This window comes from Nitratireductor sp. XY-223 (assembly GCF_004959855.1).
GTDB lineage: Bacteria > Pseudomonadota > Alphaproteobacteria > Rhizobiales > Rhizobiaceae > Hoeflea_A.
In genome coordinates, this window is sequence record NZ_SPNT01000001.1 from 459,821 (window position 1) to 473,239 (window position 13,419).

Genomic DNA, 13,419 nt, shown 5'->3' on the forward strand with positions numbered 1-13,419 from the left:
AGGATGCCGCCTCTACCGCGGTGGGCGCCATCGATCCGGTAAACGCAAATGAAAAGGCAGCGAAGGTCAATGCTGAAAGTATGCGTGTCAAAATCTGTCCTCCCAAAAATCAATTTGCATGAAATACAGCGTCAGATTGTATGAATGCAGGATCGAAACATCAATTTCCTTCGATGAAGAGGCCCGAATTTGTCCGTTGACCTTGTCACCGCAACGACAGCGATGGCGGCATGGTTGATGCCGTTTCGACGCCGGGTCAGAATATCCAAGTTGCTGGACAAGACCCGCTGCGAACGCGATGCCAAGTGCGATATCGGGTGAGAGCGTAGGTTCGCACTAAACTCAGGTTTTGAACGCTTCCGTACTTGTTTAACTTCTGTTGTGTTACACTATAACGTATGCAATACAGCCGGTAATGAACCCGGCAAGGTAGCAAGCAGTGTTGAAAGTGTCAGAACCCCTCGTTTCGCTTGAGAATGCCGGCCTCGAAAGGGCCGGGCACTGGCTGGTGCGCGGGGTCGACCTGTCGGTCCGCAGGGGCGAAATCGTGACACTCGTCGGTCCGAACGGTTCCGGCAAATCGACAACCGCGAAACTGGCGCTGGGCATCCACAGACCGAGCGAGGGGACCGCGCATCGCAGCCGCGGCTTGAAGGTCGGCTACGTTCCGCAGAAGGTCTCCATCGACTGGACACTGCCGCTCAGCGTGCGGCGGTTCATGCGCCTGACGCAGCGCATCGACGACCGGCAGCTCGAAGCGTCTCTTGACGCAACCGGCATCTCGCATCTCGTGGACGCGGAAGTGCGTACACTGTCGGGCGGGGAGTTCCAACGGGCGATGCTGGCGCGGGCCATTGCCGGCCGGCCCGAATTCATGGTTCTGGACGAACCGGTACAGGGTGTCGATTTCTCGGGGGAAATCGCCCTTTACGAGTTGATCACGTCTATTCGAGACGGTCTCGGCTGCGGGATCCTGATGATCTCGCACGACCTGCATGTCGTGATGGCCGCCACAGACCAGGTGATCTGCCTCAACGGCCATGTTTGCTGCAAGGGATCGCCCGAAACGGTGGCGCGGAGCGACGAATACCGGCAGCTATTCGGTGACCGGGCATCGGCCGCACTGGCGATTTACAAGCACGATCACGACCACACCCATCTGCCCGACGGCCGGGTGCGCCATGCCGACGGTTCGATAACCGATCACTGCCATCCCGACGACGGCCACCATCACGAGAAAGACAAGGCCGGCACTGACGGCGGCAAGGAAAGGGGAGGCCAGCGTGCTTGACGATTTTTTCACCCGGGCGCTGATCGCCGGGATCGGCGTCGCCATCGTTGCCGCTCCGCTTGGCTGTTTTGTCGTGTGGCGACGGCTCGCCTATTTCGGCGACACGCTCTCGCACGCTGCGCTGCTGGGCGTCGCGCTCGCGTTCCTGTTCGAACTCAACATAACGCTGGCCGTCTTTATCGTCTGCGCGGCCGTTGCACTGGCACTGGTTCTGCTGCAGCGGCGCGCCACGCTGTCGTCGGATTCGCTGCTTGGGCTCCTGGCGCATTCCTCGCTGGCGCTCGGTCTCGTCGTGCTCGCCTTCATGACCTGGATCCGGATGGACCTGATGGGTTTCCTGTTCGGCGATATCCTGGCCGTCTCCAAGGCTGACATCGCGACCATCTATATCGGCGGCGCCGCGGTGCTTGGCGTGCTCGCCCTGATCTGGCAACCGCTGTTTGCCGCCACCGTCAACAGGGAACTTGCCGAAGCGGAGGGAATGCGTCCTGAACGGACGAACATGGTGTTCATGCTGCTGATGGCGACGGTGATCGCAATTTCGATGAAAATCGTCGGGGTGCTGTTGATCACCGCGCTCCTGATCATTCCGGCGGCGGCGGCGCGCCGGTTTTCCAACGGCCCCGAGCAGATGGCCGTCATCGCCGGAATCATCGGTATTGCATCGATCGTTGGCGGCCTTTATGGCTCGCTGACCTGGGATACGCCATCCGGGCCGTCGATCGTCGTCGCGGCGCTGGTGTTTTTCCTGGTGAGCGTTTCACCCGTCGCCGCGTTGATTTCTCACAGCAGGCGCCAAGCGCAGGGAGAAAAACCATGAGTGCGCACATCCATGCGGAACAGCCGGCCCTGACCAAGAACCAGAGCCTGGTTTACGACGCGCTCACGCGTTCCAAGGCACCGCTCAGCGCCTACGCTATTCTCGACGGTGTGCGCGAGCACGGAATCCGTGCTCCGCTGCAGGTCTACCGGGCTCTCGACAAGCTTCTTGAAATGGGTCTTGTGCATCGCCTGGAAAGCCTCAACTCCTTCGTCGCCTGCAGCAATTCGGAATGCGAAGCCCGCGAAACGATCGTGTTCGCCATATGCGAGAAATGCAGCAAGGTCTCGGAACTTGCGGATGACCGCCTTGAGGCGCAGCTCAACGCCCTGGCTTCCGCCGATCATTTTTCAGTGCATGCGGCAACAGTCGAGCTGCGCGGTTTCTGCAAGCAATGCCGGCCGACGGGTTAGCGGTCGTTAGCCAGGCACTTTCGTCCAGGCGATAAACGGACCGTTCCGGAATTCGGCCTTTCCGTATCTGAACGGCTTGTTTTCGGGCGTCGTCACCGCACCTCCGGCAGCGGTGAGCACCGCGTGGCCTGCGGCCGTATCCCATTCCATGGTCGGCCCGAAGCGCGGATAGACATCGGCTTCGCCGCAGGCCAGCAGGCAGAACTTCAGCGATGACCCGATAGAAACCGTTTCGGTGATTTTTCGCTCGGCAAGCCAGGCATCGGTCTGTGCGTCGCGGTGCGAGCGGCTGGCCACCGCGACGGGACCGGATTCGGGCATGGGGCGTACCGCGATGCGGCGCTTTTGACCATCGGCGGTTTCCGTCGCGCCGCCGTTGCGCACGCCGGCAAACAGACGCCGCAGGGCAGGGGCATAGACCACGCCGAGAACCGGCTCGCCGGCCTCGATCAGTGCGATATTGACCGTGAAGGACCCCTTGCCGTCACGGCGCAGAAACTCCCTGGTGCCGTCGAGCGGATCGACCAGGAAGAACCGCTGCGGCGCTTCAAGACGATGGCTTTCCTCGCTCTCCTCGGAGACAACCGCGATTTCCGGAGCATGTTGCCTGAGGCCGGCAAGGATGATCGCTTCGGCCGCCTTGTCCGCCGCCGTCACCGGTGTGCCGTCCGTCTTGAACTCGGCCTCAGGCATGTCGTTGTAGACCTGCATGACCGCCTCGCCGGCGGCAAGCGCGATTTCGGCGAGCCGATCCGTCAGCGTCTGTTGGTTCGATTCCATTGGCCTGCGTGCTCACTCGCTGTTCCTGCGCGGTCGTGCGGACCCCCGCGCGGCGTCGCCCGTTTCGCAGGTGGCAGATTTTTCGGGCGCTGTCGACAGCTATCTTGCGCGATGCACTGTTGTCTCGCCGCTGGACAATTTGCGCTTTGCGTCAGTGCACCACACCCATCTGCCGAACCGCGAGATCTTTCATGATCTCCTCGGATCCGCCGCCGATCGCCATGACTTTCACCTCCCGGTAGATACGTTCCACGGGATTGCCGCGCAGATAACCGGCCCCGCCGAAGACCTGCATGGCTTCCGAGGCGCAATATTCGAGGATCTTGGTCGACAGGAACTTGGCCTTGCTGATTTCCGCGACCGGCGTCGGGCCTTCATTGGCCATCCAGCATATCTGGTTCAGATAGGCGTCGAGGGAGTCGATGCGGGCCGACATGTCGGCGATCTTGTGCGCAATGACCTGATGTTCGATCAGGCGTTTGCCGAAGGTCTCGCGCTCATTGGCGTACGCGATCGACTCCGACAGGCACAGCTTGGCCATGCCGAGGCTCTGGGCAATCAGCGCCAGGCGCTCGAAGTTGAAATTGTTCATGATGGCGATGAAGCCCTTGTTCTCGGGGCCGATCAGGCTGTCGGCGGGGAGCCTGCAGTCGTCGAAGAACAAAGTGGCCTGATCCGAGCACCACCATCCCATCTTGCGATCGAGCGGGGTGCGGGTGAATCCGGGTGTGTCGGCCTCCACGAAAAACAGCGATATGCCGGCAAGACCCGGTCCGCCGGTGCGGGCGCCAATGACAAAATAGCGGCTGGTCATGCCGCCGGTGATGAAGGTCTTGGTGCCGTTCAGCACCCATTCGTTGCCGTCCTGGCGGGCGGTGGTCTTGAGATTGGCGACGTCGGAGCCGCCGGACGGCTCGGTAATGCCCAGCGATGAGCCAACATCTCCGGAGAGGATCTGCGGCAGGACTTGCCGCTTGAGTTCTTCCGATCCGAGCAGGGCGATCGGCCCCGTCGAGATATTGCGGGCACCGAGCGCCGCGCCCACGCCGGTCGCGCCGCATTTGCCGAGTTCCTCGGCGACCGCCGCGCGCATGAAACAGTCGTCGAACCCCAACCCGCCATAGGCCTCGTCGATGCCGAAACCGAACATGCCGAGCGCACCGGCCTTCCGGTGCAGGTCCCACGGAATGGCGCCGGCCTCGTCCCATTCGTCCGCGAAGGGCTTGATCTCGGTGTCGACGAACCGCGCGAAACTGTCCCTGAACGCGCGCTGCTCGTCGGTCTCGAACGGGTTCTTCATGATCGCATTCCTGTCAAATGTGACGCCCGCCGGAAAGCGTCCGGTTTCCGACGGCAGTTTACATCGTGTCCATTCAAAAACAAGACGAACGTTCTGTCTGTTTTCATCAGATCGGCGTGCCCCTTATGTTTCCGCGCAGGTGCATTGCTGCGGTTCTAGAGGCCCAGCCGGTTGGCGATCTTCGACAGTGCGACGGCGTTGCCGCCGCCGGTCTTCTCGCGGATCGAGAGCCTGTGGCTCTCCACGGTTCTGACGCTGATATGCAGCTGTTCGGCGATCTGGCGGTTGGTCATGCCCTTGGAGACGGCGGCCAGAACCTGCTTCTCTCGCTCGGTCAGCCCGTAATCATTGGCCGGCACCAGCTTGTCGACGGTGCGGTTGGCGAGGGATGCAGCCGCCTGCGGGCCAAGATAGGTTGCGCCCTGGACAACGGACCGTATCGCGTTGATCATCTCGTCCTTCGAGACATCTTTCAGCACGAAGCCGTTGGCGCCGATGCGCAGCGCCTCCTGCACATATTCCTCGTTGTCGTAGATCGACAGGAACAGGATCTTCGTTTCGGGCCGCGTCCGCTTGATCTTCTGCGCCGCTTCGAGGCCGTTCATTTCAGGCATCGAGATATCGAGAAGCACCAGGTCCGGCTCCAGCGACTGGCACAGTTCCACGGCCTGCCGGCCATTGCTGCCTTCGCCGACAATATCGACAAAATCCTCGTCCGCCAGCCGCGAGCGGATGCCCTCGCGCACCAGGTCGTGATCGTCGACGATAACCAGCCGAATCCGAGTGCCGTCTGATCGTGCAGACCGCATTCGTTCCGTTCCCCTTTGTTATTCGGTACTCATTTTTTATGTTTTACTATCGGCAAAGTCACTTCGATTGCAAGCCCGCCCGAGCGGCCTTTGGAAAAGCGGATCGAACCGCCGAACGTGTCGATGCGCTCCTGCATGTTGCGGATGCCGAGTCCGCCGCCCCTGTAGCGCCGTTCCGCACCCCTGGGCATGCCGATCCCGTCGTCTTCGAGTTGCAGGTGGATATTGCTGCGGCGCCGGCACAGGCGGATCTGGACGTTGCGGGCGCGCGAATGGCGCGCCACATTGGTCAGCGCTTCCTGGATCACCCGGTAAAGGGCGGTTTTGGCCTCATCGGTCAGAAGGTCCTTTAGCGGTTCGGCTTCGACCTGGACATCGATGTCGCTTTGTCTCGAAAACTCGCTGCCGAGACTCTTCACGGCGGCCGCCAGCCCCATGTCGTCGAGAACGGAGGGCCTGAGCGCCATTGAGATCCGGCGCACTTCCGCAATGGCATCGTCGAGCGCGTTCATCGACTTCTCGATCGGCTGGGATATGTCGCCCTCCTTGCGCGAACTGTTCAAGGCGTTCTCAAGCCCGTAGCGCGCTGAGACAAGCAACTGGCTGATGCTGTCGTGCAACTCGCGCGAAACGCGCTTGCGTTCGTCCTCCTGGAAATCCACCTGACGCGCGGAAAGCTCCTTCAGGCGCGCGTCGGCGAAACGCTGTTCGGACAGCCTTGCCGCGGCGATGGTCGCGGCGGTAAGGCTCACCGCACCCAGCATCAGGACGAACAGCACCAGCCGGGTTTCGCCGACATTGTCGTGCAGTTCCGACTGGACGGCGGCGACCTGGCGCGACACCTCGTCGAGATAGATGCCGGTGCCGAGCATCCATTTCCACTTGTCCAGGTAGACCGAGTAGCCGAGTTTTTCCACGTATTCGCCGGTCGACGGTTTCTTCCAGATGAACGGATAGAATTCGCCGCCCTTCTTTGCACGGTCGATCAGCTCCCTGACTACGCGACGGCCATCCTCGTCCTCCAGCCCGATCCAGTTGCTGCCGATGAGATAGGTCAGACGCGGATTGACGATGTTCGTGCCGTCCTCGTCGTAGATGAAGAAATAGCTGTCCTCGCCGAAGGTCATCTTGCGGACGATTTCGGTGACCTGGCGCTGCGCCTGCCGCTTGGTCTTGAGCTTCGACGCGTAAATGGGCGTCAGGGCATTGCGTGCGAGCATGACATAGTTTTTCAGCTCGGCATGCTTGAGATCGAGATAGAGGGTCTCGACGGTTTCGGCCTGCGATCGCGACAATCGCGCCGACTGGAAGTCGATGACGAAGATCATCGCGGCCGAGATCAGGATCACCGGCAACAGCGTGATGAAGAACAGTTTTGTCTTGAATTTCATGCGCTCAAACCCGCGTTTTTCGCCGTCCGAACGCGGCGAAGGCAGGAAAATGGCACAGGTCCGCGGCGAATGCACGCAGACTGTGGCCAACTCAGTAGTAGTGCTGATAAGACTGGTATTTGCACGAATTGAGAAACTGTTGTCAAATGCCTATGCAGGCCCGGCAACGGTTTGACAAACCCTCGTTGCAAAAGGCCTTTTTTGGGAGGAAATTTATGGAACGTCGTACTTTTTTGACAGGTGCTGCAGTCGCAGGCGCCGCTTCCACGCTCGCTGCACCTGCCGTTGCGCAGGCGAAGAAAGAGATGGTTATCGTGTCCACATGGCCACGTGACTTTCCCGGGCTTGGACTGCCGGCGCAGCGTTTGGCAGCACGCATCGGCGAACTGACCGATGGTCGCCTCGACGTGCAGTATTTTGCTGCTGGGGAACGCGTGGGCGCCTTCGACTCGTTCGACGAGGTCGCATCGGGCAATGCCCAGGCCTATATTGCCGCCGACTACTACTGGAAGGGCAAGCACCCGGGGTGGGCGCCGTTCACCGCCATTCCGTTCGGCATGACCTACACCGAAATCGACGCCTGGATCAAATACGGCGGCGGTCAGGAACTGTGGGACGAACTGGCTGACCAGTTTGGCCTCAAGAACCTGGCATGCGGCAATACCGGCGTGCAGATGGGCGGCTGGTTCAACAAGGAAATCGAAAGCGCGGACGACCTGAAGGGTCTGAAAATGCGTATTCCGGGCCTTGGTGGCGACGTGATGGCCAAGCTCGGCGCTTCGCCCGTTTCGCTTCCCGGCGGCCAGATCTACGAGAACCTTGTTTCCGGCGCCATCGACGCCACCGAGTGGGTCGGCCCGTACAACGACTACTTCATGAAGTTCTACGAAGCTGCGAAGTACTACTACTGGCCGGGCATGCACGAGCCGGGCGCGCAGATCGCCTTCGGCATGAACAAGAGCTGGTGGGACGGACTGACCAAGAACGAGCAGGCGATCGTCCAGGCGGCGTGTAACGAAGAAAACGCGCGCACCATGGCCGAAACCAACGCGTTCAACGGTGAATATCTGAACCGTCTGATCAACGATCACGGCGTTCAGCTGCGTGAATTCAACGACGACGTCTACGATGCGTTCGGCGAAGCTTCGGCCGAAGTCATCGAAGAAGCGCGTGAATTCGACGATCTTTCCAAGAAGATCTACGACGCAGTGCTCGAGAAACGCGCCGAGCTGGGTGCCTGGACGGCTCTGTCCGACACGGCATATGTCCAGAAGCGCAACGCCGTTATCAACCAATAAAAGCGCAGACAATGCGCGAAGCTCGCGGGACGGGGTGTGCCCCCGTCCCGCAATTTGAGCAGGCTTCGACAGGGCATAGGACGGACGGGCTCGCATAGCGGAACCGACGACAGGTCGTATCCGCTGGACAGCCTGGGGCCGTAGGCGGCTGCAGTTGTGCGCAGCAGCCGGCAAACAGGGCGCCCTGGATCGTTCGGACCCAGGCTGGGGGAACAAAAATGGCGGAATCGCCAACGGCCGACACACTGCCAAGCACGTCGTTCTCGAACTTCGTGCGATTTTTCGGATGGTCGGTGCTGGCCATCATGGTCGCTTTTCTGATCAACAATTTCCTGTCATTCGGCGCCGGATTTCCGGGCGCCGACTCGCCGTTCAGCGGCGGCGCGGGCGCGGCGGGATTGTTTCAACTGGTGCTCTACCCGCTCGGCGTCGTCCTGGCGCTCCTCTTCGTCATGCGCAGCCGCGAGACCGCGCTGCGGACCGACGGCAGGCGCATTGCCGGCATTAACACGTTCTTCATCCGGGCCGCATTCTGGTGCGTCCTCATCGTCGGCGTCGTCGATGTCGCCATCTCGTTCCTGCGGGTCGAGGGATTGCTCGACGGAATCTTCGGCGAGGATCTGGCGTCGGACCTCGGACGCTCGCAGTTTCGCGGCATGTTCGTGCACGTTCCCCTGATGGGACTCGGGATCGTCCTCGCCTGCTTTACGCGCACGCTCGGATTTCCGTGGCTGGCGCTGCTGATCGTGATTGCCGAACTCGGCATCGTCTTCATGCGCTTCATCTTTTCCTACGAGCAGGCCTTCATGGCCGACCTGGTGCGGTTCTGGTACGGCGCGCTGTTCCTGTTCGCCAGCGCCTATACGCTGCAGGAGGAGGGGCATGTGCGCGTCGACGTTTTCTATGCGGCGTTCACGAATCGGACAAAGGCCGTGGTCAACGCGGTCGGCACACTGCTGATGGGGCTTGTGTTCTGCTGGACGATCCTGATCGTCGGGATGGGACAAAAGGCCTCGATCATCAACAGTCCGGTGCTCAATTTCGAGGTCACCCAGGCCGGATTCGGCATGTATGTGAAATACATGATGGCCGGATTCCTGGGCGTTTTCGCCATTTCAATGATGATCCAGTTCGTCAGTTACCTGCTGGAGGCCGTCGCCGACTACCGCGGCGAACCCGGGCACGTGGATCACGAGCCGACGGTGCAGTAGGAACCACCAATCATGGAACTGTATTTTCTCGCCCTCCTGATCCTGCTGATGGCGTTGGCCCTCGGATCGGGCTATCCCGTCGCATTCGCATTGCCGGGCTCGTCCATCGTGACGATCCTGATCGCGGCAATCGCCGGTTACGTCTTTGTCGGCGACACCGACATCTTCTTTGCGCAAGGCGGGCCGTCACAGTGGCTGAGTGCGGGTGTGACTAACCTGCGTGGGGTCTATTGGGAACCCGAACGCGACACGCTGATCGCCATTCCGCTGTTCATCTTCATGGGCATCATGCTGCAGCGCTCGAAGATCGCCGAAGATCTTCTCATTACCATGGCGCAGCTTTTCGGCCCGATCCCGGGCGGCCTTGGCATTTCCGTCGTCTTCGTCGGCGCGCTGCTCGCTGCCACGACCGGTATTGTCGGTGCCACCGTCGTGGCCATGGGCCTGATCTCGCTTCCGGCGATGCTGCGCAACAACTACTCCCAGCAACTGGCGACCGGCACCATTGCCGCTTCCGGCACGCTCGGGCAGATCATCCCGCCGTCGATCGTCTTGATCATCCTCGCCGACCAGCTGACCAGCGCCGCCGACCAGGCGGGCACCGCGCGCAAGGCGCTGTTCAAGGATTCCACCGGCGAACTGACCATGCCGAGCATCTTCGATGTCGGATCGACCAGCGCCGGAGAGATGTTCCTCGGCGCTATCGTTCCGGGGCTGGTGCTCGTCGGCCTCTACATGGTCTACATCCTGATCTTCGCGGCGCTGCGCCCGAAATCGGCACCGCCGGTGCACTATGACGGCAAATACGATACCAAGTTCATCCTGAAGGTCTGTCTGTCGCTGTTCCCGCCGCTGATCCTGATCTTCCTGGTGCTCGGCTCGATCATCGCCGGCATCGCGACCGTCAACCAGGCCGGCGCGATCGGCGCCGCGGGCGCGCTGATCATGGGGGGATACCGTCTTCGAGAAGGACACCGGAATGCCTATTACCCGGCGATCATTGCGATCCTGTCGCTGATCGCGCTGGCCTTTATCCTTTCCTTCTTCAATACGAACATCAAAAACATCAAGACCAACTCGGATGTTTTGGGCGTGACGCTGGCCTTTATCAGCGTGGCGGGGCTCATCATCGCCCTTGTGTGGAGCGGATGGCGGTCGTTCAAAATCGAAGACACGCTCAAGGGCGTCATGATCGAGACGGCCAAGACGACGTCCCTGGTCTTCATTATCCTTTTGGGCGCGGCCATCCTGACGGCGGCTTTCCGCGCCTTCGGCGGGGAGCATCTCGTCAAGGAATTCCTCAACGGTCTCGGCGGCGGCTTCTGGACGAAGTTCGTCATCGTGATGGCGGTGATCTTCGTGCTCGGCTTCTTCCTCGATTTCATCGAGATCGCGGTGGTGGTCGTGCCGATCGTCGCCCCGATCCTGCTCGCCGATCCCGAGGCCAACGTGACCGCCGTGTGGCTCGGCGTCATGATTGGGCTCAACATCCAGACATCGTTCCTGACGCCGCCGTTCGGCTTCGCCCTTTTCTACCTGCGCGGGGTGGCCCCCGCGGCAGTCAAGACACTGCAGATCTACAAGGGCGTGGTTCCGTTCATCTGCATCCAGCTCATCGCGCTGGTGATCGTCGGCATGCTGCCGCAGCTGGTGAACTACCTGCCGAACCGGGTGGCTCTATTGTCCGAGACGGCGCCGCCGCCGCGCAACCCGCGGCTCGCCTACTGCGTCGAACAGTATCTCGGCGAGGAACTGGGCGAGACGCGCGGCGCGCTCCTGGGCGCCGTCGACAAGGCGCGGCAACTCGACTACGGCGTCCTGCCGGACAAGCTGTCGAAATCGGTAACCGGGAGCTTCGAAAATGTCGCAAAGGCCATCGCCCTGCTTGACGAGGGCCAGACGGCCAGAACCGATATAGACACCGCGTCGTCGGACTATCGGCCGCTTCACAGGCAGGTCCGTGCGATTGAGCAGGACATCCGGAGCATCGACGAGCGGCTCGAGGAACTCGAAGTGCTGATCGAGCGCGCGCGCGATCCCTCGCAGGCCGCGCAGAAAGAGCGGCTAGAGAACCGTGTCACCAAACTGCAGGGTGACCGGGAGGCCCTGGCCGCGTCGATACCCGGTGAATGGGAGCAGGTTTACAGCGATTTCGACAAGCTGATCGACAATCAGACGAAACTCAATCGTGAGTTCTACCAGACCGCCGAGAAGGCATTTGCACCGCCGGCCTCGCTGCTCGCCAGCCTGAACGCCTATGATGCTTTCAAGGCTCTCGGGCCGGAACTGGAGGCCATCGGCGCACAGGTCATGGATAACGAGCCGGCCGATATGACAGAGCCGCTCAACGAGCTCTCCAAGAAGTTCGGCGAGATCGAAGGCGCGAACGATATCAAGTCTGACCTTTCGAAGGCACGTCGCGCGTTGCGGTCCAAGACGCCAAGCAAGGAAAAGGCGCTCGCGGAAATCGACAAGGCGGTCGCCGAGTACCAGACGCAACTTGCGTGGCGCGAAAAGGCCGATGGTGCGCTGAGGGTCGGAATCGATGAGTATGTCACCACGCTCGGACCGACGATCGGCATACGCCAGCAACGCCGGCTGACGCGCGAACAGGCACTCTATGTCGCGGCCTGCACGTCCGATCACCGCGATATCTCGCTGAACTTCTGATCAGCGCTGCGCAACCGAAAGGGGTGACAAACAGGCCGCTCGCTCGGCTATAGTAACGGTCATAAGCTCCGCAACCATCATCGAGGTCGTGCCATGCCTGAGAACCATGACGTCGTGATCGTCGGCAGCGGCCCGCTCGGGTTGGCGGCGGCAAGGAGACTGGCGGAAAAGGGCGCGCAGGTGCTCGTGCTGGAGCAGGGAAACGCGATCTCCGATCCTCCAGGATCGCATTTCCGAAATGCAGAGCGGTTTGCAAACGACCGGGACAGCTACCTTCCGGCTGCAACCGGGTTCCTGGAATTCATTGATGATACCGTTCCGCGCGATGCGCTGCCCGGAGCGGCCGTGACCCGAACGGTCGGCGGCCAGGGTGTGATCTGGACAAATCTGTGTCCGCGCGGCGACGCTCCGTGGCCGGCAATGTCGGACGAGGCCTGGTCCGAGCGCTACGGCCAGGCTGAAGGCTACCTGCATGTGCAAGCGGACCGGCTTGACCGGTCGATCCGTCAGCAACGCATCGGCGATGCGCTCAACGGCCTTGTCGAGTCCTCAGGCCGGCAGGCCACGCCGCTGCCCGTTGCGGGACGCTACGATCAGGACGGCCTGCTGCATTTCACCGGCTCAATCGACATTCTGAACGGCAGCAGTGCCGGCGGGAAAGTGACGATCCGAAACGCCCGGGTTAACCGCATCATCACCGAGGGCCACAATGTCACGGGTCTGGAAACGGAGTCCGGTTCCATCGAGGCTCCGCAGGTTATCATCGCCGGCGGTGCAATTGCGACGCCGCAGCTGCTTCACCGGTCGGGTATCCGTCCGAAGGCGCTGGGCCGTTACCTGTCCTATCACCCGCTGGCCATTTGCCAAATCGTCGTTGCGCCTGAGTTCTGTCGCGAAAGCGGCGTGTCAGACTTCGAACCGCGAATTCAGCTTCGTCCGGGCGGCGGAGTGGAGTGGTATACGATCGTTCTTCATGACGTTTCGCCCTTCATGCCCTCGGGGAATGATGCGCGGGTCGAAGGGAACCGCCTGGTCGAGATCCAGTCCATCTGTCCGGTCGACAACGAAGAACACAAACGCGCGATCTTCCATGACGATGCACGGGTGACTTTCGATGTCCCCCTTTCGCAGGCCGATCTTGGCCGCATGGCGGGGGCGGAGAAGGAGGCACGGAACATCGCCGACCTGATCGGGCGTATCCGCGAGGGCTGTGACGTGACCTGGATGCCGTTCGGCTTCGCCCACATGACCGGAACCACCCGCATGTCCGCCGAGGACGACGGAACCGGTGTCGCGGATTACCGCGGCCGTGTTTGGGGATATGACAACCTGCATCTCGCCACCAACGGCCTGATCCCGACCAGAATGGCGGTCAATCCCACGCTGACCGGCGTCAGCCTTGCCATCCACGTGGCGGATGGCATCGCCGGGTAACG

General features: G+C 61.3%; 11 protein-coding genes. 7 read left to right on the plus strand and 4 right to left on the minus strand.

The window, feature by feature from the left end:
• Positions 1–439: 439 nt before the first annotated feature.
• Genes E4M07_RS02040 through E4M07_RS02050 form a run of 3 tightly spaced genes read left to right on the plus strand, consistent with a single transcriptional unit; the run spans position 440 to position 2,524 of the window.
• Positions 440–1,291: a metal ABC transporter ATP-binding protein gene (locus E4M07_RS02040; protein ID WP_136656615.1), complete on the plus strand. Its 852-nt coding sequence runs from the start codon at positions 440–442 to the stop codon at positions 1,289–1,291.
• Positions 1,284–2,111, plus strand: a complete 828-nt coding sequence (locus tag E4M07_RS02045; RefSeq protein WP_136656616.1) for a metal ABC transporter permease — start codon at positions 1,284–1,286, stop codon at positions 2,109–2,111. The genes E4M07_RS02040 and E4M07_RS02045 overlap by 8 nt, the downstream gene beginning before the upstream one ends.
• On the plus strand, positions 2,108–2,524 hold the full coding sequence (locus tag E4M07_RS02050; protein WP_136656617.1) for a Fur family transcriptional regulator: 417 nt from the start codon (positions 2,108–2,110) through the stop codon (positions 2,522–2,524). Before E4M07_RS02045 ends, E4M07_RS02050 begins: the two co-directional genes overlap by 4 nt.
• A gap of 6 nt (positions 2,525–2,530) precedes the next feature.
• On the opposite strand, the gene cysQ is transcribed toward E4M07_RS02050, so the two are convergent.
• The 4 genes from cysQ to E4M07_RS02070 form a co-directional block, all read right to left on the minus strand.
• Positions 2,531–3,304, minus strand: a complete 774-nt coding sequence (gene cysQ, locus E4M07_RS02055; RefSeq protein ID WP_136656618.1) for a 3'(2'),5'-bisphosphate nucleotidase CysQ — start codon at positions 3,302–3,304, stop codon at positions 2,531–2,533.
• A 151-nt stretch (positions 3,305–3,455) separates the two neighbouring features.
• Entirely contained in the window at positions 3,456–4,604 is a 1,149-nt protein-coding gene (locus E4M07_RS02060) for an acyl-CoA dehydrogenase family protein (RefSeq protein WP_136656619.1), read from the minus strand.
• 155 nt (positions 4,605–4,759) lie between these two features.
• Positions 4,760–5,413, minus strand: a complete 654-nt coding sequence (locus E4M07_RS02065) for a response regulator transcription factor (RefSeq protein ID WP_136656620.1) — start codon at positions 5,411–5,413, stop codon at positions 4,760–4,762.
• Positions 5,414–5,442: 29 nt separating this feature from the next.
• Complete coding sequence (locus E4M07_RS02070; protein ID WP_136656621.1) at positions 5,443–6,804, minus strand: cache domain-containing protein; 1,362 nt, start codon at positions 6,802–6,804, stop codon at positions 5,443–5,445.
• A gap of 215 nt (positions 6,805–7,019) precedes the next feature.
• Here E4M07_RS02070 and dctP point away from each other — a divergent pair, with 215 nt between their 5' ends.
• The 4 genes from dctP to E4M07_RS02090 all read left to right on the plus strand — a co-directional run bounded on the left by dctP (position 7,020) and on the right by E4M07_RS02090 (position 13,417).
• Complete coding sequence (gene dctP / locus E4M07_RS02075; RefSeq protein ID WP_136656622.1) at positions 7,020–8,102, plus strand: TRAP transporter substrate-binding protein DctP; 1,083 nt, start codon at positions 7,020–7,022, stop codon at positions 8,100–8,102.
• 218 nt (positions 8,103–8,320) lie between these two features.
• Positions 8,321–9,313, plus strand: a complete 993-nt coding sequence (locus tag E4M07_RS02080) for a TRAP transporter small permease subunit (protein WP_136656623.1) — start codon at positions 8,321–8,323, stop codon at positions 9,311–9,313.
• 12 nt (positions 9,314–9,325) lie between these two features.
• On the plus strand, positions 9,326–11,983 hold the full coding sequence (locus E4M07_RS02085) for a TRAP transporter large permease subunit (protein ID WP_136656624.1): 2,658 nt from the start codon (positions 9,326–9,328) through the stop codon (positions 11,981–11,983).
• A 93-nt stretch (positions 11,984–12,076) separates the two neighbouring features.
• Complete coding sequence (locus tag E4M07_RS02090) at positions 12,077–13,417, plus strand: FAD-dependent oxidoreductase (protein WP_136656625.1); 1,341 nt, start codon at positions 12,077–12,079, stop codon at positions 13,415–13,417.
• The last annotated feature ends 2 nt before the right edge of the window (positions 13,418–13,419 follow it).